This window comes from Photorhabdus machadonis (assembly GCF_052657765.1).
The window spans coordinates 3,522,039-3,544,198 of record NZ_CP199761.1 but is presented as its reverse complement, the minus strand read 5'-3'; the positions used below and the strand labels follow the sequence as shown (position 1 = coordinate 3,544,198).

Annotated in this window: 15 protein-coding genes and 2 pseudogenes; 9 read left to right on the top strand and 8 right to left on the bottom strand. The window is 41.1% G+C overall.

The window, feature by feature from the left end:
* Window positions 1-60: 60 nt before the first annotated feature.
* Entirely contained in the window at window positions 61-291 is a 231-nt protein-coding gene (locus ACUN2T_RS16775) for a hypothetical protein (protein WP_445494131.1), read from the bottom strand.
* A 72-nt stretch (window positions 292-363) separates the two neighbouring features.
* On the opposite strand from ACUN2T_RS16775, the gene lrp reads away from it, so the two are divergent.
* The 7 genes from lrp (at window position 364) to ACUN2T_RS16740 (ending at window position 10,911) form a co-directional block, all read left to right on the top strand.
* The gene (gene lrp, locus ACUN2T_RS16770) at window positions 364-858 is read left to right on the top strand and encodes a leucine-responsive transcriptional regulator Lrp (protein WP_023044766.1); all 495 of its coding nucleotides are present in this window, start codon (window positions 364-366) and stop codon (window positions 856-858) included.
* Between the two features lie 133 nt (window positions 859-991).
* Window positions 992-4,315: a DNA translocase FtsK 4TM domain-containing protein gene (locus ACUN2T_RS16765; RefSeq protein WP_445494130.1), complete on the top strand. Its 3,324-nt coding sequence runs from the start codon at window positions 992-994 to the stop codon at window positions 4,313-4,315.
* Window positions 4,316-4,386: 71 nt separating this feature from the next.
* Entirely contained in the window at window positions 4,387-4,998 is a 612-nt protein-coding gene (lolA, locus tag ACUN2T_RS16760) for an outer membrane lipoprotein chaperone LolA (protein ID WP_445494129.1), read from the top strand.
* Window positions 4,999-5,006: 8 nt separating this feature from the next.
* A complete protein-coding gene (locus tag ACUN2T_RS16755) occupies window positions 5,007-6,350 on the top strand; it encodes a replication-associated recombination protein A (RefSeq protein ID WP_445494128.1) in 1,344 nt (447 codons plus the stop codon).
* Window positions 6,351-6,455: 105 nt separating this feature from the next.
* On the top strand, window positions 6,456-7,745 hold the full coding sequence (gene serS, locus ACUN2T_RS16750; RefSeq protein ID WP_445494127.1) for a serine--tRNA ligase: 1,290 nt from the start codon (window positions 6,456-6,458) through the stop codon (window positions 7,743-7,745).
* 210 nt (window positions 7,746-7,955) lie between these two features.
* Entirely contained in the window at window positions 7,956-8,516 is a 561-nt protein-coding gene (locus ACUN2T_RS16745; protein WP_445494126.1) for a rhomboid family intramembrane serine protease, read from the top strand.
* A 271-nt stretch (window positions 8,517-8,787) separates the two neighbouring features.
* A complete protein-coding gene (locus ACUN2T_RS16740; RefSeq protein ID WP_445494125.1) occupies window positions 8,788-10,911 on the top strand; it encodes a M48 family metallopeptidase in 2,124 nt (707 codons plus the stop codon).
* A 335-nt stretch (window positions 10,912-11,246) separates the two neighbouring features.
* Here ACUN2T_RS16740 and ACUN2T_RS16735 read toward each other — a convergent pair whose 3' ends face one another.
* From ACUN2T_RS16735 to ACUN2T_RS16725, 3 genes are all read right to left on the bottom strand, one after another.
* Window positions 11,247-12,044 carry a BPSS1780 family membrane protein gene (locus ACUN2T_RS16735; protein WP_445494124.1) on the bottom strand — a complete coding sequence of 266 codons (798 nt, stop codon included), beginning with the start codon at window positions 12,042-12,044 and terminating at the stop codon, window positions 11,247-11,249.
* A 654-nt stretch (window positions 12,045-12,698) separates the two neighbouring features.
* Window positions 12,699-13,499, bottom strand: a complete 801-nt coding sequence (locus ACUN2T_RS16730) for a BPSS1780 family membrane protein (RefSeq protein WP_445494123.1) — start codon at window positions 13,497-13,499, stop codon at window positions 12,699-12,701.
* A 996-nt stretch (window positions 13,500-14,495) separates the two neighbouring features.
* A complete protein-coding gene (locus ACUN2T_RS16725) occupies window positions 14,496-15,287 on the bottom strand; it encodes a BPSS1780 family membrane protein (RefSeq protein WP_445494122.1) in 792 nt (263 codons plus the stop codon).
* A gap of 371 nt (window positions 15,288-15,658) precedes the next feature.
* On the opposite strand from ACUN2T_RS16725, the pseudogene ACUN2T_RS16720 reads away from it, so the two are divergent.
* A pseudogene (locus tag ACUN2T_RS16720) lies at window positions 15,659-15,781 on the top strand (type VI secretion system tube protein Hcp); the annotation flags it as partial.
* Between the two features lie 106 nt (window positions 15,782-15,887).
* Window positions 15,888-16,241: pseudogene (gene tssD, locus ACUN2T_RS16715) on the top strand (type VI secretion system tube protein TssD); the annotation flags it as partial.
* Window positions 16,242-16,923: 682 nt separating this feature from the next.
* On the opposite strand, the gene ACUN2T_RS16710 reads toward tssD, so the two are convergent.
* From ACUN2T_RS16710 to focA, 4 genes are all read right to left on the bottom strand, one after another.
* Window positions 16,924-17,769, bottom strand: coding sequence for a DUF4225 domain-containing protein (locus tag ACUN2T_RS16710; RefSeq protein ID WP_445494121.1), 846 nt, complete (start codon window positions 17,767-17,769; stop codon window positions 16,924-16,926).
* A gap of 315 nt (window positions 17,770-18,084) precedes the next feature.
* Window positions 18,085-18,825: a pyruvate formate lyase 1-activating protein gene (gene pflA, locus ACUN2T_RS16705; protein WP_445494120.1), complete on the bottom strand. Its 741-nt coding sequence runs from the start codon at window positions 18,823-18,825 to the stop codon at window positions 18,085-18,087.
* Between the two features lie 74 nt (window positions 18,826-18,899).
* Entirely contained in the window at window positions 18,900-21,182 is a 2,283-nt protein-coding gene (gene pflB, locus ACUN2T_RS16700; protein ID WP_445494119.1) for a formate C-acetyltransferase, read from the bottom strand.
* 54 nt (window positions 21,183-21,236) lie between these two features.
* Window positions 21,237-22,094, bottom strand: coding sequence for a formate transporter FocA (gene focA / locus ACUN2T_RS16695; RefSeq protein WP_445494118.1), 858 nt, complete (start codon window positions 22,092-22,094; stop codon window positions 21,237-21,239).
* Between the last annotated feature and the right edge of the window lie 66 nt (window positions 22,095-22,160).

Genomic DNA, 22,160 nt, shown 5'->3' with positions numbered 1-22,160 from the left:
TTTTAGTACTGTTTGGCTTTCATTTGCTCATTTTTAATCAATGGTAAGCTATCGAAACGATTAACTGAAAATTTGTTCCACAGGTTGTTCTGATTTTTGTTCATTTACTTTGACAATCGGCTGTGCATTTGCGAAAACATCACTGTAAGAGATAATTATCCACCTCGCTAAATTCGTTTCTATAAAAATCGACAAATCGATATGCGGATAATCTTCTCTGTGCAGCACGAAGAAAAATGGCCTGTGAGCTGCTTTACTCTGATAGAGCGAGGCTTTAACTTTAAAAGACATCTTTTCCAGCTCAGACTCAAGAGAGATAGGGGAAAATGTTATGGGTGTAGGAAAATAAAGAGAGATCAAAAGATGATAGATAATAAAAAACGTCCGGGAAAAGATCTTGATCGTATAGATCGTAATATCCTCAATGAATTGCAAAAAGATGGTCGAATTTCTAACGTAGAACTGTCTAAACGGGTAGGATTGTCGCCAACTCCTTGTTTGGAGCGTGTGCGTCGCCTGGAGCGTCAAGGGTTTATTATTGGCTACACCGCATTGTTGAATCCTCATTACCTGGATGCGTCGTTGCTGGTGTTTGTTGAAATCACCCTAAACCGTGGTGCACCAGATGTTTTTGAACAATTCAATGCTGCTGTGCAGAAATTGGAAGAGATTCAGGAATGTCATTTGGTTTCCGGTGATTTCGATTATTTATTGAAAACCCGCGTACCAGATATGTCAGCGTATCGTAAGTTACTGGGCGAAACTTTGTTACGTTTGCCAGGTGTTAACGACACCCGCACATATGTTGTGATGGAAGAAGTGAAGCAGAGTAACCGCTTGGTCATTAAGACTCGCTGAAATCTCGCCCAAAAAAATGTACAGGTGCAAAACTGGAAGAACTTAGGTACACTCCTGTTTATGCATACAGTTTCAACGCTGAGCTATCTCGGCGTTGTTCCGTTAAATCAACAGGAAACCTGGAGAGCCTTTCTTGAGCCAGGAATATACAGAAGATAAAAATATTAGGTTGAAGAGACTGAGTAGTGGGCGCAGGCTGTTAGAAGCTGTGTTGCTTGTCATTGTTATCCTAGCGGCTTATCTGATGGTCGCACTTGTCAGTTTTAACCCTTCTGATCCCAGTTGGTCTCAGACTGCGTGGCATGAGCCGGTCCATAATTTGGGTGGTGGTGTTGGTGCATGGTTGGCCGATACGCTGTTTTCTGCATTCGGTATACTGGCTTATGTCATCCCGCCGCTAATGATACTGGGTTGCTGGACTGCTTTCAGACAACATGATGACAGAGAATATGTCGATTTTTTTGTGCTTGCTTTGCGCGTTATTGGTGCATTGGCAATCGTGTTGACTTCATGTGGATTAGCCGCGCTGAATGTTGACGATCTCCATTACTTTGCTTCTGGCGGCATTATTGGCAGCCTGTTTAGCGGTGCGATGTTGCCCTGGTTTAATGAATTGGGTGCGACGCTGGCCTTACTGTGTGTTTGGGCAATTGGGTTTACGCTATTTACTGGCTGGTCATGGTTGACGATTGCTGAAAAAACTGGGGCAATAATTCTTGGCGCGATAGGATTTATTACCAATCGCAGCCGTCATGAGCAAGAATATACCCCATATGGTGATGAAACGGTTATTGAGCCGGAGAGTGTCGCCTATGGTAAAACAGAACCCGAATATACAGCGGTTGATATTGATCATGATGATGATGTGCTGTTTACAGCACCTTCAGCTGCGGAATTGGCAAAAGCTGAACGGGATGAACCCGGATCAGTGAAAGCAGAAGTTGAAGAAAAACAGCAAGTTAATATCCCAATCATTGGTATGGCTGATATTGATGCTGAACCTGAAATTCAGATCAGTATATCTGATGACGCCGTATGGTCTCAGTCATTAACAGAAGAACATGAAAAAAACAGTGACGAGCCTGTTCGTTACACGTTTGAAATCCCTTCTGAGCATAATTTTAAACTTGAATCTAAACTTGCTGTTAACACGGTTCCAACATTTGAGCCGGTTGGCAACAGGCAGAATAGTCGTGACACTTTCACGCCTGAAACAGATCCAAAAGATATTGCAGTAGCAGCAACTTCGGCAACGGTTATAACAGGCAACTCTCAGGTTAAACGAGGGATCGGGCCAGAGTTGCCCCGTCCTAACCCTGTCCGTCTGCCAACCCGTCGTGAACTGTATGGCATCAAAGTTCCTTCACAGCGTCTTGCAGAACAGCAACAGCGTGAAGAAGAGGCCAGACAACAGATAGATGGCTGTGATGATACTGAGTTTGATAAACAGCAGGAAGAGTTATTGCGCCAGCAGTTTCTTGAACAACAGTGTGAGCGTTACCGTATTCCTACGGATGCCGAAGGAGAGGCACCAACCCAGTCTCAAAGAGTACAGAACCAACCTGAATCGGAGAATTCGTTTTCAGTGGAAGAACGGGTTCAGACTGAGATTGTTGAACAGGCCGTTGCACCGCAACAACCTGAGCGTTATCAAGGGCAGAATGACCCGCAGGAAATTGGGCGTTCTACTCTGGAAAGTTTATCTATCTTGAATAACTTCTCACTAGTTGAAGATTTAGTTGAAAAGGAACGGGCAGAGCCGCTATTTACACCTTCTGTTCAATTGGTACCGGAAAGTCAGTCAGAACAGCCCACAGAAATTGCTTTTATACCCGCGCCGGTACACAATGTTGTGCAGCAACCGCAGCAACCGCAGCAACCGCAGCAACCGCAGCAACCGCAGCAACCGCAGCAAAATAGCCTGTTCCATCCATTTCTGGTTCGTCATGATCAGTCATTACCAAAACCAACGACACCGATGCCTTCGCTTGATCTGTTAGCCAGCCCTCTGGCAGAAGAGGAGCCAGTTGATATGTTTGCCCTTGAGCAAACTTCCCGTTTGATTGAAGCGCGTTTGAATGATTATCGGGTTAAAGCTGATGTGGTTGGTTTTTCGCCAGGCCCGGTGATTACCCGATTTGAATTGGATCTGGCCCCAGGTGTTAAAGCATCACGTATTTCCAACTTATCAAGAGACTTAGCGCGTTCTTTGTCTGCGGTAGCAGTACGTATTGTTGAAGTTATTCCCGGTAAGCCCTATGTCGGTCTGGAGTTGCCGAATAGAAAACGTCAGACAGTGTATTTGCGTGAAGTATTGGATTGCGAAAAATTTCGCGATAATCCATCGCCACTGACAATTGTGCTAGGTAAAGATATTGGTGGTCAGCCGGTTGTCGCTGATTTAGGTAAAATGCCTCACTTGCTGGTGGCGGGTACAACCGGCTCGGGTAAATCTGTTGGTGTTAACGCGATGATCCTCAGCATCCTCTATAAAGCAAAACCAGAGGATGTCCGCTTTATCATGATAGATCCGAAAATGCTGGAATTATCGGTTTATGAAGGCATTCCACATCTGTTGACTGAAGTTGTTACTGATATGAAAGATGCGGCGAATGCGCTGCGCTGGTGTGTTAGTGAAATGGAACGCCGTTATAAACTGATGTCTGCGTTGGGTGTACGTAATCTGGCCGGTTATAACGAAAAGGTTAAACAGGCGGAAGAGATGGGCCGTCCAATTCCTCATCCATTCTGGAAACCTGGGGACAGCATGGATATCACCCATCCTGTGCTGAAAAAAGAGCCGTATATCGTTGTCATGGTAGATGAATTTGCTGACCTGATGATGACAGTTGGCAAAAAAGTAGAAGAACTGATTGCCCGCTTGGCGCAGAAAGCCCGGGCTGCCGGTATTCATTTAGTTCTGGCGACCCAACGTCCATCTGTCGATATTATTACTGGCCTGATTAAAGCGAATATTCCAACCCGTGTCGCCTTTACAGTTTCCAGTAAGATAGATTCTCGTACGATCCTTGATCAGGGTGGTGCTGAATCTCTTTTGGGAATGGGGGACATGCTTTATTTAGCACCAAACTCCTCTATTCCGGTACGTGTTCACGGTGCATTTGTCCGGGATCAGGAAGTTCATGAAGTAGTTAATGACTGGAAAGCCCGTGGTCGTCCTGAGTACGTTGACAGTATCCTCAGTGGTGGTGATGATGCAGAGGGTGGTCTGGGTCTTGATAGCGGCGAAGAGTTGGATGCCCTGTTCGATCAGGCAGTTGAATTCGTGATTGAAAAACGGCGGGTTTCGATTTCTGGTGTACAGCGCCAGTTTCGTATTGGTTATAACCGTGCTGCGCGGATTGTAGAGCAGATGGAAGCACAGCAGATTGTCAGTGCTCCAGGCCATAATGGCAATCGTGAAGTATTGGCACCACCGCCACATGAGCGCGGATAATTAATTTTAAATGCGGACAATTCCGATAACAAATACACTGAGTAATAACGCTGAGTAAAGGTATCTCTTACATGAAGAAGCTAATATTGATGGGTTGTTTGATGGCTGGCATGAGTATCAATTCAGCATGGGCAAATGCCAGTCAGGATTTGCAGGAACGTTTGGGCAAAGTAAATAGTTTTCATGCCAGCTTTACTCAGACAGTAACCAGTGATGATGGTGCAACAATTCAGGAAGGTGAAGGGCAATTGTGGGTTAAACGCCCAAACTTGTTTAACTGGCATATGACATCACCTGATGAAAGTGTTTTGGTATCGGATGGTAAAACGTTGTGGTTCTATAATCCGTTTGTTGAGCAGGTAACGGCCAACTGGCTGAAAGATGCCACCGGCAACACACCGTTTATGCTTATTACCCGTAACGATGTTAAAGATTGGTCTCAATATAAAATCAACCAAAAAGGTAATGATTTTGAGCTGACGCCGAATAATATCAATGGCAATTTGAAACGCTTTTTTATTACTGTAACGACTGATGGCACTATTCAGAAATTTTCGGCTGTTGAGCAAGATGGACAAAAAAGTATCTATCAATTAAAAGGGCAACAAAATACCCATGTGGATGCGGCAAAGTTCAGTTTTACGCTCCCGAAAGGCGTCACGCTGGATGATCAGCGTCAGTGAGGTTTTAAGTGAGCAACCTGTCACTCGATTTTTCACAAAATGAATTTCAGCCACTGGCCGCGCGTATGCGGCCGGTGACATTAGAGCAATATATTGGCCAGCAGCATCTACTGGCTGAAGGTAAACCATTGCCAAGGGCTATTCGGGCGGGGCAACTGCACTCCATGATTTTATGGGGGCCGCCTGGAACGGGGAAAACAACCTTAGCTGAAATTATTGGACATTATGCGCAGGCAGATATTGAGCGAATATCTGCGGTCACTTCCGGTATTAAAGAAATACGTGAATCTATTGAAAAAGCGCGTCAAAACCGGAATGCAGGGCGTAGAACGATTTTATTTGTTGATGAAGTACATCGTTTTAACAAAAGCCAACAGGATGCTTTTCTGCCACATATTGAAGATGGCACGATTACCTTTATTGGTGCTACGACAGAAAACCCCTCTTTTGAGCTGAATTCCGCATTACTCTCACGGGCGCGTGTTTATCTGCTTAAGTCATTGACGATAGAAGAGATTGAGCTGGTGCTGAATCAAGCCATGAAGGATAAAGAGCGTGGATATCATGGTCAGGATATTGTTTTACCGGAAAACACTCGTCACATGGTTGCAGAGCTGGTTTCTGGTGATGCCCGTCGTTCACTGAATCTGCTGGAAATGATGGCGGATATGGCAGAAACCAATGCTCAGGGGCAACGGGTTTTGACCCCGGAGTTATTGAATGAAGTTAGCGGGGAGCGTAGTGCTCGTTTTGATAATAAAGGCGATCGTTATTACGATTTAATTTCAGCATTACATAAATCTGTGCGTGGTTCTGCGCCTGACGCTGCGCTTTACTGGTATGCCCGGATTATTACTGCGGGTGGCGATCCGCTATATGTTGCCCGTCGTTTACTGGCTATTGCTTCGGAAGATGTTGGCAATGCGGATCCTAGGGCAATGCAGGTCGCCATTGCTGCATGGGATTGTTTTACCCGGGTTGGGCCAGCGGAAGGTGAAAGGGCAATTGCTCAGGCGATTGTTTATCTTGCCTGTGCACCGAAAAGCAATGCTGTTTATACCGCGTTTAAAGCAGCATTGGCCGATGCAAGGGAAAAACCTGACTATGATGTTCCTGCACATTTGCGCAATGCACCGACAAAATTGATGAAAGAGATGGGGCTTGGTGAAGAATATCGCTATGCTCATGACGAACCTAACGCCTACGCTGCCGGTGAAGTTTATTTTCCGCCTGAAATGCGGGAAACCCGCTATTATCACCCGGCTAATAGAGGCTTAGAAGGCAAAATAGGCGATAAACTCACCTGGCTTGCTGAACAGGATCAAAATAGCCTGATAAAACGCTATCGCTGATGTTGCTGTTGCGGTAAGGTTGACGGGTAAAAATATCTTATAGCCACATAAACTTGTGGGTCTATTCACATCATCTAACTTAATAACGACAAGCACAGGACAAGCATGCTCGATCCAAACATACTGCGTAATGAGCTAGACGCAGTCGCCGAAAAACTGGCTCGCAGGGGCTATACCCTTAACGTGGATACGCTGCGCAAACAAGAAGAGCGCCGCAAAGTTTTACAAGTTGAAACTGAAACCCTGCAAGCAGAACGTAATTCCCGATCGAAAGCTATTGGTGCGGCAAAAGCCCGTGGTGAAGATATTGATCCATTACGTCAGGAAGTGAACCAGTTAGGTGAGAAGTTGGATACAGCGAAATCCGAACTGGAAAAACTTCAGGCTGAAATCCGCGATTTGGTGTTAAGTATTCCTAACATGCCAGATGATTCTGCACCAATAGGTAAAGATGAGAATGATAATCTGGAAGTGAGTCGCTGGGGTGAACCACGTAAATATGATTTTGAAATCAAAGATCATGTTTCATTAGGTGAACTGGCGAATGGTCTGGATTTTGCCGCTGCCGTTAAGCTTACTGGCTCGCGTTTTGTGGTGATGAAGGGGCAGATTGCCCGTCTGCATCGTGCCTTGGCGCAATTTATGCTGAACCTTCACACCGAGCAGCATGGTTATCTGGAAACTTACGTTCCTTATCTGGTTAACCATGACACCTTATATGGTACGGGACAGTTGCCAAAATTTGGTGAAGATCTTTTCCACACCAAGCCCTTGGAAGAGGAAACAGCAAACCATTACGCACTGATCCCGACGGCTGAAGTGCCGGTAACCAACTTGGTTCGTGGTGAAATTCTGGATGAAAGCGAATTACCACTGAAAATGACAGCGCATACACCTTGCTTCCGTTCAGAAGCGGGTTCTTATGGCCGTGATACCCGTGGCCTGATCCGGATGCACCAGTTTGATAAGGTTGAATTGGTCCAGATTGTTCATCCTGACGAATCAATGAATACGCTTGAAGAGTTAACGAACCATGCAGAGAAAGTATTGCAATTACTGAACCTCCCCTATCGTAAGGTCTTATTGTGTACGGGTGATATGGGCTTTGGTGCATGCAAAACTTACGATCTGGAAGTGTGGTTACCGGCGCAGAACACTTACCGTGAAATCTCTTCCTGTTCTAACATGTGGGATTTCCAGGCTCGCCGTATGCAGGCGCGTTTCCGTGGTAAAGATGATAAGAAGACTCAACTGCTTCATACCCTGAATGGTTCTGGTTTGGCTGTTGGCCGTACTTTGGTTGCTGTTATGGAAAATTATCAGCAGGCAGATGGCCGCATTGAAATTCCAGAAGTATTACGTCCATATATGGGTGGTTTAGAATATATCGGCTGATTATTATTGTGTGAATGAAAAGCGCCAGTTTGGCGCTTTTTTATTGTCAGCCTTAAACCACCTCCTAAGGAGGTATTACCCTAGTACATCAAAATTGTTAAATGCCAAACTTTCAGGATAGGGTAGCGGTCGTGTCAACTCTGATCATGGCACCTTTATTTGAAACCAACGTTCGTTTTTATTTCCAATAAATGATAAGGCAACAATCCAGTGAAAATACGGCTAAAACAACACTTTCATATTCTAATAGGATTAGCAGTAATACTGATCGTAACTCAATTGCTTGATACTTTAACCGGTGGCGCACTAAGCAATTTCGGTATCATTCCCCGATACGCTCAAGGATTAATGGGTATTCCATTATCTCCGTTCTTACATGGTGACTGGGCGCATTTGTTCAGCAATCTTCCCGCATTATTAGTACTGAGTGCGTTACTGATGACACACTCCATTCGTTATTATGTGCTAGCCAGCCTGTTTATTATCTTTGTGGAAGGAACATTAGTCTGGTTATTTGGCCGGACTGCCATTCATATTGGTGCCAGTGGATGGATTTTTGGTTTATGGGGATTACTGCTGGCTAATGCCTTTTTCCTGAGAAGGGCAAAAGATTTCTTCTTTGCGATTCTCGTGTTTGTGTACTACGGTGGGATCGTATTTGGCCTGTTACCGTGGCAAGAAGATATTTCAACGGAAGGACATATTTTTGGCGCGATATCTGGGCTGATTTTCTCTTGGTTATCAAAGAAATGGATAATGACGGGCCATTAGTTTTATGATATTGGGGATAGTAGATTATCCCCATTTCAGATACTCATTAACAGTAAACAGTAAGGAAATAAACTTAGCCTTTATTTTAATAATAAATTACCATTTAAAATAGAATGACAACTTGGGATATTTAGGAATACAATATTGCGACTTTTAATCATATCTCATTTCTGAATTAAGAGCCGTATCCCATATCATTCAACAGAATTCAATTTAACGCTGTTGTACTTATGTGAATCGACCCAATAGGAATATAAACAGGATATATTCAATGCGTAATAAACTCTTTCTTTGGCTGCTTGTTCTGCCATTAGTATTAAGTTGTTATGGTGGCTGGCAATATTACCGAACCAGTGAACTGACTGAAGCCTTTAATAATATCAAATTATTACATACCGAAGCGACGCAACTGTTGAAAACCGATCCCAAAATTACAATGGAAATCAACGGCACTTCTTTTACCGCCAATCAAATCTTTAATAAAACAAATGAGATACTTAGCAGCGAAGAAGCCACATTCAATGAGTTTCAGTCAATTCTGGATCTAGGGACGATTGGCGGTGGTGTATTATCACTGTTGTTAGGTGGAACGGCGATCTTACTGTGTATGCGCAGTGGTATTGTGGCCCGCAAATCCCGTGATGAATTATTGAAGGTATTTGATCGCTGTCGTCGGTTATTACCTTTTATTCTTGTTGGACAGATGACATTGATTGGTCTCAGTATTTTTTCCCTGATCAGTTATGAAATGCTTTGGTTTATCAATAATTTTGAAATGAGAGGTGGTGGGGTAAAAATTGTTGCCATTGCAGGTATGGCAGCATTGGCAATCCTGTGGTGCATTATTAAAGGTATTGCGAAACTCAAACACTGTTTTGCTATGTTTTCCCCTTCAGCTTCTCATTTGATGGGAAAACCCGTGACACCAGAGGAAGCACCCGGCCTATGGCAATGGATCAATGAGTTAGCTGAACAAGTCGGTACAAAACCACCAGACAATATTGTTGTTGGTTTGACGGAATGTTTCTTTGTAACTTCCTATCCTGTCTGCATCAATAATGAACAGGTACTTGAAGGTCGTACCTTATACTTCCCGCTAATCTACGGGGCATTGTTGAGCCGTGAAGAATCCGCAGCGGTGATCGGCCATGAATTAGGGCATTTTACTGGTGAAGATACCACCTACAGTCTCCATTTTTCACCGATCTATGCAGGCATGAGCCGCAGCATTGATGTGATGATCAGTAACGTCAAGGATGGAGAAGATTACTATAGCCGTCTGGTTATGAGTCCTTCCATTTATTTGGGTATTTTCTTCATTCAACAGTTTGATTTTGCGGTTAATCATTGGAGCCGTATCCGTGAATATGCCGCCGATGCTGTGGGTGCCAGATTGAGCAGTACTCAAGCTATTTCTAGCTCTCTACTACGTATTTCTGCGGTGAGCGAGGCCGTTAACAAACAATTGTCAGCGTTGTTTGAAGGTAAATCGAAAGCCGATGATCTGTTGCCTGTCATTATTGATAACCTGCGGGAAAACGGCATTCCTGAGGCGGGTCAGTTCTTGGAAAATGAGTTCACTCACCCAACGGATACCCATCCAACAACCAAATCACGGATTGAAGCACTAGAGCAACCCATAGATCAGGAGTTGCTGGATTATGCTTCGCGTCCGGTTGAAGCAGGACATTACGATAATATTGATGACCTATTTGCCGATGCTAAAGCGCTTTCGGTGGAACTGACGCAAAATCTGTCAGGAGAAATTGACGAGTATTATCAAGAACAGAAGCAAATTTGGGAGGAGCAGGCGGCGGTGTCATCTGAGGCCACCACATTGACCGTATCCAGTAAACGTAATCTTATGTTTATTCTGACCATTACCCTCATGGTTATAGTGGGAAGTGGATTCCTTTTGTCTTTCATTATGGAAGGAACTCATTCAGGGAATATATTGGGAATACTTTTAACCTCCACTGCTATTGCCTTAGTGAACTTACTTTGTTTGTTATTCGCAATTATCATCTATAAACGTTGTAAAAACAGCATGATAATTTTGGAGCCAAAAAAAATCAGTGGCCCTGATTTTCAGACACCTTATCCTCTGCATAATATTATTGATTTCAATTACATGACGTTTGGGTCTTTTTTCTTCAAAGTCAGTGCATTAACACTTGAGTTGGCTGACAATGTTATTTTGCCAGAGATGACGCCTAAAAAGCGATTAGGCGGAGGAAAATTGAAGAAGAAAAAACGCCGTCTCTTTTATAGCTTTGGGGGAACACTGATGGTCAATGGTAAAAAAATATCTGATGAAAAATTCATTGAAATGATCCACAACTATCTTCAAGCTGCTCATGCCCAACATGCTTTGAATCAGCATCAATTTGATTAATGACAACTATCAGCCCGTTTATGATAACGGGCTAGTAATAATGGATATAACCACTGATTTTTGGATGTCGTATAGTTATGTCCATTTCAACAAAGGATCAATTTCGTGTCGGAAAAAGGAGAGCCGATTACCCCAATGACCAGTTTAATATCCTGCTGGAGCATAAAATAATCCAGAGAAGAGGCGATTCTCTGAATTATTTCAACGATGCGGAATTGTTCAAGGTATCTTAACCGAACAGCATTACCTTCTAAGAGATGTTCTTCTACATTTCTATTATTGACTCATTTACTGAAAATCAAATTGCTGGATTTGGTGAAGAATAGATGTATCTTTTAGCTAATTAAAATGGATGATTTCTCTTTACCGATAAAAATGCTGCGGTAAGATGAATAATAGCTAGCCAAAATTAACGGCATTGAGATTAAAAGACCTAAGCCGAAAGGAATTATAGAGGTTATGAATATTATCGTTATAACAATAAGGAATAAGAAACCAGGCAGTAAATTCTTTTTCACTGCTTCTAGACTCATTGATACGGCAGCGCCGAACTTCAAATTATGGAGAACGATTAATGCGGGTGCAAACCAGGTTAAAGCAGCGGCAATGATGCAGAAGATTATCAAAACAACGGCCCCAAGAAATAACGAAGACATGTTTTGGAGCATATCAACTGAAGGCTCACCATATTGGCTGGCTAATAGAATATTTATCATTCCACTACCGCCGACAATAAGCATTGCGATAATGCCAAGGATCATAATACCAAATGACAAAGCACCAATGCCAAGTAGCGTGGCAAAATTTTTCTGGAATCCATTGAACAACAGCCCTAGCTCAAATTTTCCGGTAGTTCTTTGCTTCTCACACAGAACAATAATACCGCCAAGAAATACTGGATTCAGAATCCCGGCAAATATCCCAATGAGAGGAATAAGCTGGAGAACAGACACAATAGTTAAATAAACAATGTTAAGCAGTATCCACATACCCAACTTACTTTTGACGAGACTCCATGCTTGACCAATCCATTTTACCCCATTTTCCCCGCTGAGAGATTGACCACCAGGAATAAATACCTCTTGATTGTCAGATGTTGCTTGGGAATTAAAACTTAGGTTTTTATTATCCATGTATTTTTCCAATTTAGTTGTTGATTTATATTAAATAGCTTTTTCTGTCTGTACTTCAAGAGTTCCAGTCAGCTGGAGAAAGCCGGTAGGTATATTATATTAATTTTATTAATCAACAAGTACTAAATAGGAGTAATAAGTCAAAAATACTGGTGGATTTCTATGCAATGTACAGCTGAATCTTTTTAATTTTATAAAAATATTCCAAAGTAACCTAAATAGCTAAGTTATCTCTATGATATATTGCTGTCTTTTATATAATCTATTTAATGCTTATATTTTAGATAATTTCAGATAATAAAAATATTATTTTTCTGATTTAATTCAAACTCGTTAATTGTGTTGAAATGTTCAAAGTGGACGTAAACTAAATTAGTTGTTTAGTTGATCTCTTAATTGAATGCTCTCTTCATGCTTAAGTTAGTGCTATGCAACCTGCGTATACCGATATAACTTTTTTGTTATTGGAAATGCCTATAATGTAGGACAGAGCATAGCCGGAATATTAATGCCGCAATGAATATACGGTATAAAGGAATAAGGGATTTCAAGGTGGTAAGACTTGTTGTTTCTGCTCACTGAGGCTGGTTTCAGATTCTGGGTGCAGAACAACAGTCTATGAAATGGAAAATTTTTCTCGATCAGGATGGAGTATTATATGAACAAGTTGGACGATTTTTCCTTACCGATAAAAATGCTGCGATATGAGGAGTGATTGCTAACCAAAAATATTGGTATAGCGATTAAAAAACCTAAACCCAAAGTAATGGTGGACATTGTGAAAATTACCCCGATGATATTAAAGAACAAGAAGCCAGGTAATAAATTCTTTTTCACGGCTCCCAGGCTCATCGATACAGCAGTACCGAATTTCAAATTATGGATAATGATTAATGCGGGTGCAAACCAGGTTAACGCGGTAGTAATGAAGGAGAAGATTATCACAGTAAAGGCACCCAGAAGTAATGCAGATAGATTATGTTCGAGCATTTCAGCTGAAAGTTCACCGTGTTGGGTGGCTAACAGGATATGAATCATTGCATTACCACTGATAATAAGCATTGCAATAGCGCTAAGGAGCATGATACCCAATGATAAAATACCAACGCCAAGCAGCGAGGCAAAATTTTTATGAAATCCATTAAATAGCAAGCTTAGTTTGAATTTTCCGGTAGTTCTTTGTTTTTCGCACACGGCAATAATACCGCCAAGAAATACCGGGCGTAAAATGACAGCAAATATCGAAAGAAAAGGAATAAACTGTGGAATGGCTATAATGGTAAGGTAGGTAATACTGAGTAGTATCCACATACCCAATTTGCTTTTGACAAGCTCCCATGCCTGACTAATCCAATTCACGCCTTCTACTCCATGGAGGGACTGACCGCCAGGAATAAATACCTCTTGATTGTCGGGTATAACGTCGGAATTAAAGTTCAAGTTTTGATTATCCATGTACTTTCCCAATTTATCTGTTGGTCTATTTGATCGCTTGTTTCTGACTTCATCTCAAAAGATACAAACTAGCTTGAGAAAGCAGGCAAGCACCATATATTAACTTTAACAATCAACAAGTATAAAACACAAGTCATAAGCTGAAAGTATGGGTAAAAATCCATTTAATATGTTGCTAAGTATTTCTAATTGTATTAAATTGAAAATAATTGTAACAAAGTGTTTCAGAACCATTTAATGTCTGAATTAACTCTATAATATATTTCCGTTTCTCTATGTTATAGTTAAATTATTGTTTATATTTTAGTGAGTTAAAAATCACACAATTATTATTTTGTTGGCTTTAAAAAACCGGTTATGGTGTGTAATGTGAAGAGGTAATTCTGGTTGATACATATTTTCTAAAATCAGAACATTCTTAATTCCGTTGGGCTTTTTTTTTAGAATGAAGATTAATGTTAATAGTAATTAATCAGTGTTTTAACACTAAACAAGGTATTTTTAAGAAGAAAAAATTTCAATTTATAGGCTGTATAAAGATGAAGGGTATAAATGTGAATTTTACTGCACTCATTATATTAGTGATATTATTCACATTTACTTTGAATATCAGACAGTTTGGCTATAAATTACTCTTTTTATCGGAGCGCTAAAATCTTAAGAGGTCTCAGTTTGTCTTTTCTACATCAACGACTCTAAATGGTGATCTTTATTTAGGGTATTTATCCGGCCTTTATTTGGGAACGGATGCTTATGTTCACTGTCAACGTTTAATTGGTAATCCTGCTTGCCATATGCAAGTGTGTTTCTAGCCGATGTTTATATTGAAATACCTAAAGTATTACGTCTATATGTGGGCAGCTTAGAATATATCAGCTGATTATTGTGTTAATAAAAAAGCGCCCGTTTGACGCTTTTCTATTCCTTCATTATTGACTCATTTTCTGAGAATCAAGTTACTGGATTCAGTGAATATTGGGTATGCATTTTAGCTAATCAAAATGGATGGTTTTCTCTTCCGATAAAAATGTTACGGTAAGATGAATAATAACTGACTAAAAATAGCGGCATAGAGATTAAAAGGCCTAAACCTAAGGGAATTGCGGAGATCATGTAAATTATGCCAATAGTCACGAAGAATAGGAAACCTGGTAACAAATTCTTTTTCACGGCTTCCAGGCTCATTGATACAGCAGCACCGAATTTCAAATTATGAATAATGATTAATGCGGGTGCAAACCAGGTCAAAGCGAGGGCAACGATGAAGAAGATGAATATAACAAAGGTACTGAGAAATAGCGTAGATAGGCTATGTTGGAGCATTTCGGCTGAAATGTCCCCTTGTTGGCTGGATAATAAGATATGAATCATTGTGCTGCCGCCGACGATGAGTGCTGCGATTATGCCAAGTATTATAATACCAACTGATAAAGCACCAACGCAAAGCAGTGATGTAAAATTTTTCTGAAATCCATTGAATAACAGCCCTAGCTCAAATTGTCCGGTAGTTCTCTGTTTTTCACACACAGCAATAATACCACCAATAAATATTGGGCCTAAAGCTCCAGCGAACAATCCAAGAAGAGGAATAATCTGGAGACCCATTATAATAACCAGATAGATAATATTAAGCAGTACCCACATGCCTAATTTGTCTTTGACGAGACTCCATGCCTGACTAATCCAGGTTATCCCATTTCCGCTACTAACGGACAGGCCACCAGGAATAAATACTTCTTTATTGTCAGGTATAGTATTGGGATTAGAATTTAGATCTTGATTATTCATGAACTTTTCCAGTTTATCTGTTAGTTAACAATATGCTAAATAGTCTTTTCCTGTCTTCATTTGAGAAGATATCACTATTTGAGAAATCTGATGTACATATTATATTAAATTCGTTAATCGACAAGTGATAATTATAATGAACAAGCCAGAAATGCTGGTCAATTTAAGTTCAATGTGTTGCTGTGTGTTTCTAATTGTATCAAATTGCAAATAATTGTAACAAAGTGTTTCAATGTATTTTAATGGCTGAGTTTAATTGAAATATATCCCTGAAATCATAAATTTTAATTCTATTTTGGATTTTTTTATGTAGAATGAAATCTCGTATCAATAATGAGTCGTTGGTATTTTAACACTAAGAAGGAGTGTATATGTCAGACTTAATCTATTTAACCTTGAAGGGTCAAAAGCAGGGGTTGATATCGGCAGGTTGTTCGTCTATAGATTCAATAGGAAATAAAGGTCAATTGGGTCATATAGACCAGATACTCGTATAAATAACTCTTCATAATTCTGCTACACATGGACTTTCTCAACCCATTGTTATACATAGAATTATAAGTGGTATAAGATGTAGCACTATTTTGGAAACTTATTTATAGTCTTTCTCACTCTCTAACCAGAGAGCAGAATGTCAATCATCATCCTATAACATTTAAAAAACCTATTGATAAGTCATCACCGCTTTTGGGGGTGGCGATTTCAGATAATGAAATATTAGATGCGTTCTTTGATGTTTGTAGAACGAATCACTCCGGGATTCAGGAGTTGTATTACACTATAAAAGTGATTGGGGCGACGATAACTGATTTAGCTGTTTATCATCCTCATTCGATAACGCATGCAGGTTCACAGCCGCAAGAAACGATCTCTTTGCGATATAAGAGTATCACATGGACTCATCATATAGCAGGGACTAGTGCTTATAGTATTTGGGATGATCGCATTTATTAATTTATTTGCAGGTAATATAGTTTTATTTTACCTGCAAAAATTATCTATTTTTCCTATAAAATCTCTTATGTGTAACCCAATATGGAATACAGCAAAGTAGGGCAAGGATTAAGGATGCAAATTACAATGGATCATTAATATCTATATTGATAATTGTAACGCGGTAAAAATTAAAAACGTACATATGGAATGTTATATAGACAAGTACAACTAATCCCAGCGGAAAAATTGCAGTAATAATTATTGGCTTATAGAAGCCACTTTAAAAAAATACAAAGGAATCATCATAATCAAAGAAAATAAAATGTAGAGATAGATCATTGCTTATATCCTTAGTATAGCTGATTGTTGATCATTAATTTATTAATTTATAAAATCACCATTTGTTTTTTCTATAATGTCTGCCATGTGCGATTATGCAGGTAATGGTACACAACCAAGATAGTACAAAAGGACTGTAAAACATGAAGTCATTATCTGATATGGACACACCCAAAAATGGAATCCGACTAGTATAGAAAACATGTATATGGAAAAGATTAGATGCTGCCATAAGCAATACAGCTAAAAAATTAATGTAGACATCATCAGGGGTTAAGAGTTTTTTAAAAGCAATGTATAGAGGATAAAATGCAAGTAAAGAAAAAATAATGTATAAATAATCTACCATTCTATCCTTCCTTCAATACGATCTATATTGCCCATAAACGGTATTCAGGTCACCTGTGATTTCTAAAGCTATCTCTTTATAATTCATCGTTTCTATCCCTTGTCGCTTTAAACCAACAAGCAGGTCAGCATTTATATACCGATATAATCTTTGACTATCTGGTTCGAGTTTATAGCCAAGAAACCCATTAATAGACATACCAACATCAACTGATGTATACACCACATCCGCATCACGCTTATCCATCCCAAAAGCTTTTTCTCCAACCCCTTCATAGACAAATTTAACCGGTCCAGTATAGCTCTCACGATAAAGGATATAATGTCCACTTTCAATAATGTTATTAAAGCCATGAGCCATCAATAATGCTCCAGGCACTGCTCCAATACCGGTATCAATAGCAATAAATCCACCAATGAATTGTATAGTTCCAGACACAAATCCAATCCATGCAATAGTTAAATTGACTACTTCATCTTTCCTGCTTTTAGTATTCTCATCTGGCGCTTTTTTCTTTACAACGATAACTTGCCTTACTCTCTTTTGAGAAAGCATGGCATCCTGTTTTTCTAACGATCGCATCTCTTCATCTAATGACGCTATTGCCTCAGAGATCGAAAGCTCCCCGGTATTTATCTTTGCGGTGATATCTTCAGAATAAGCAATAACTTCATGAATAAAATGGTCTTTAGCCAAGCTCCATTTCATATATTTGTTGGCAACTCTATCCATGAGCACCATCAACTCATTTTGTTTATCCATCTGAATTTTCAGAAGTTTCCTTTCTTTATTGGTACTATTATCAAAGTACCCTCTGGCCCAAGGGTTTCTTTCGTAGAATTCATCTAAAGTATCCATAACAGACAACCTGTTTCTTTGAAGCTTAAATTAATATAGTGCGATGTGCTAAAAATATACAATATAAATCATAAGTCAATATTTATTTTTGCCTATTAAGGATATTTTCTTAAGCGTGTTTTAGACGCAGGAGTGTTAGTATATTAATAACAATAGCAGTTCTTTGGTTATTTCCTGAATGCATTTTTGTCTTTCGAAGAAATTATGCTTGAATTGATAGATGTTTCTTTTTTATTTTAATCTTGAAAACCGGACTAATCCGATTTTCAGTTTTACTGTACTTCACATTTCATTTCAGGAATGGGGGTAAGAAATTCAATACACAGCTTTATGCCCATAACTTTCCAAAATACCTTTAACTCTGTCCATTACCTCTTTGGCAGGAGGTTTAACACCTTCCAGCTTATATTCCTCACCCAGGGTAATCCATTTATGCTTACCCAGTTCGTGATAAGGCAGAAGCTCAATTTTCTCAATATTTTTCATATTTCTGGTAAATTCACCCAGCATATGAGCGGATTCATCATCATCAGACCAACTTGGAACAACAACATAACGAATCCAGGTTTTTTGATTACGTTTAGCCAGATAGTGGGCAAACTCCAAAGTGCGGTGATTTGAAACCCCAACCAGCTGTTGGTGGATTTCATCATTGATCTGTTTCAAATCAAGCATAACAAGATCAGTCGCGTCCATCAGTTCATCAATAATCGGATCATAGCGGCGGACAAATCCATTGGTATCAAGACAGGTATGAATACCTTCGGCATGGCAGGCTCTAAACCAGTCACGTACAAATTCAGCTTGAAGAATGGCTTCACCACCCGAGGCGGTAACGCCGCCGCCAGAGGCGTTCATAAAATGACGATAGGTTGTTGCCTCTTTCATCAACTCTTCGACAGTGACTGCTTTACCACCGTGGGTATCCCATGTATCGCGATTATGGCAATAGAGGCAACGCATCAGACAGCCCTGAAAAAAGACGATAAACCGGATGCCTGGGCCATCAACAGTGCCACAGGATTCGGAAGAGTGGATACGGCCAAGTACGGACATAACAGGATTGCTCCAAAACTGACGGGATAAATGAATAAAGGCCCCAGCATTCAGGGCCTTTTGGCAACACATGATTACATAGATTGCGTGAAAGTACGGGTGATCACATCCCGCTGCTGTTCTTTTGTTAATGAGTTGAAACGCACAGCATAACCCGATACCCGGATGGTTAATTGAGGATATTTTTCAGGGTCTTCCATTGCATCCAGCAACATGTCTCGGTTCATTACGTTGACGTTCAGATGTTGACCACCTTCAATTGCTGCTTCGTGGTGGAAATAGCCATCCATCAAACCTGCCAGGTTAGTTTTACGCGCTTCATCATCTTTACCTAACGCATTCGGCACGATAGAGAAAGTATAAGAGATACCATCTTTTGCATAGGCGAATGGCAGTTTAGCAACAGAGGTCAGAGAAGCGACGGCCCCTTTCTGATCACGGCCGTGCATTGGGTTAGCGCCCGGCCCAAATGGGGCGCCAGCGCGACGTCCATCAGGCGTGTTGCCGGTTTTCTTACCATATACCACGTTAGAAGTGATGGTCAGAACGGATTGTGTCGGTACCGAGTTACGATAAGTATTCAGTTTCTGGATTTTTTTCATGAAACGTTCAACCAGATCACAGGCGATATCATCAACGCGGGGATCGTTGTTACCGAATTGTGGGTATTCACCTTCAATGTTGAAATCAATAGCTAAACCCTCTTCGTCGCGGATTGGAGAGACTTTGGCATATTTGATTGCAGACAACGAGTCAGCAGCGACAGACAGACCGGCGATACCACAGGCCATAGTACGGTAAACATCACGATCATGCAGCGCCATCAGCGCCGCTTCATAGCTGTATTTATCATGCATATAGTGGATGATATTCAGTGCGGTAACATACTGTTTTGCCAGCCAATCCATAAAATGATCCATACGGGCCATTACTTTGTTATAGTCCAGCACGTCATCTTTCATTGGCGCTTCTTTCGGGCCAACCTGTATTTTCAGATTTTCATCCACGCCGCCGTTGATTGCGTACAGCATGGTTTTCGCCAGGTTTGCGCGGGCACCGAAGAATTGCATTTGTTTACCCACAATCATCGGGCTGACACAACAGGCGATAGCGTAGTCATCGTTATTGAAATCAGGACGCATCAGATCATCGTTCTCATACTGTAAAGATGAGGTGTCGATGGAAACTTTTGTGGCGAACTTTTTGAAACTTACAGGCAGTTTTTCAGACCACAGGATAGTCATGTTGGGTTCGGGTGATGGGCCCATGGTGTATAGGGTGTTCAGGAAACGGAAACTATTTTTCGTCACCAGAGGACGACCATCCACCCCCATGCCGGCCAGAGATTCTGTTGCCCAGATTGGGTCACCGGAAAACAGTTCATCATATTCAGGGGTACGCAGGAAACGAACCATGCGCAGTTTCATGACCAAATGGTCGATCAATTCCTGAGCTTCGATTTCTGTCAGTTTCCCGGTTTTCAGGTCGCGTTCGATGTAGATATCCAGGAAACTGGACACGCGCCCGAAGGACATCGCAGCACCATTCTGAGATTTAACCGCCGCCAGATAAGCGAAGTAAGTCCACTGTACCGCTTCTTTCGCGTTAGTTGCGGGACCAGAAATATCATAGCCATATTTCGCGGCCATCTCTTTAATCTGACTCAGAGCACGATGCTGTTCGGCAATCTCTTCGCGTAACTGAATGGTCATCGCCAGATCCTCGCCGTTTTCCAGTTTTTCCTGCAACGAATTGAATTGGGCGAATTTATCATCACGCAGATAGTCGATACCGTATACCGCAACCCGGCGATAGTCACCAATGATACGACCACGGCCATAGGCATCGGGCAGACCTGTCAGCACACCGGATTTCCGGCATTTTAGAATATCTGGCGTGTAAACATCGAATACACCCTGGTTATGTGTCTTGCGATATTCAGTGAAAATCTGTTTCAGTTTAGGATCGAGTTCACGACCATAAACTTTACATGATCCTTCCACCATTTTGATGCCGCCAAATGGGATCAGGGCGCGTTTCAGTGGGGCTTCAGTTTGCAGGCCAACGATAGTTTCCAGATCTTTTTCGATGTAACCCGCATCATGGGAGGTAATGGTAGCAGCAACATCAGTATCAAAATCAACCGGCGCGTGAGTCCGGTTTTCGATTTTGATACCTTCCATGACTTTTTCCCACAGAGCATCAGTTGCTTTGGTCGAACCTGCCAGGAAAGATTCATCACCCTTATAGGGGGTATAGTTTTTTTGGATGAAGTCGCGAACGTTAACTTCGTTCTGCCAGTCACCCTGATGAAAACCTTGCCATGCTACAGAGAATTTTCCATTTAATTCAGTCATGATACTTCTGCCTTTTAATAATCGAACTTTTGAGAAACCCAGCGAGGGAGCTAATTAATGTTTTTGCTCGCTACGCAGATAAATTAACCAGTAAGTTAAACTCACCAAAATTGCGCCACCGATAATGTTACCGATAGTGACCGGAATTAAATTGTCAGTAATAAAGTGTGAAATGGTGAGTTGAGAAAATTGTTCAGGTGTTGCTCCCACATTGATCCAGAATTCAGTTGGGGCGAAATTCTTAATAACAATACCAAGCGGAATTAAAAACATGTTAGCGATACTGTGCTCAAAACCGCTGGCAACAAACATGCTTACAGGCAAAATCATGACAAATATTTTGTCCATTAAACTCCGTCCGGCATAACTCATCCAAACGGCGAGGCAGACCATCAGATTGGCAAGAATGCCTAAAAACAGAGCTTCAATAAATGTGTGGTGTATTTTATGATCGGCCGTTTGCAGTACGTTCAGACCCCATAATCCGTTTGCAACATTATATTGACCGGCAAACCATATCACCGCGACGAAAAATAGTGCGCCCATCAGATTACCCAAATAAACGTTAATCCAGTTTTTGAACATTTGGTTCCAGGTTATCCGCCCGGTTGCTTTAGAAATAATCGTGAGCACCGTGGAAGTAAATAAGTCTGCCCCACAAACGACAACTAACATTAATCCGAGAGAGAAACAGATTCCGCCAACTAATTTTGCAAGCCCATAAGGGACAGAGGCGGTTCCTGTGGTGGCGGTAATATAAAAGACAAATGCAATAGAAATAAAAATTCCGGCAGTGATGGCTGATATAGAGGTTATTGCAGGATGCTTGGTGGTTTTATAAACACCCATATCATCGGCGATTTGTGTCATTACAGCAGGTGGCAATAAGTCAAAAGGGCTGTCAGCTCGCATACTAACATTCTCTTTATTATTCATTAGTTATTGTACGTAGTGATAGTAACAAAGGCTTGTGGAGGT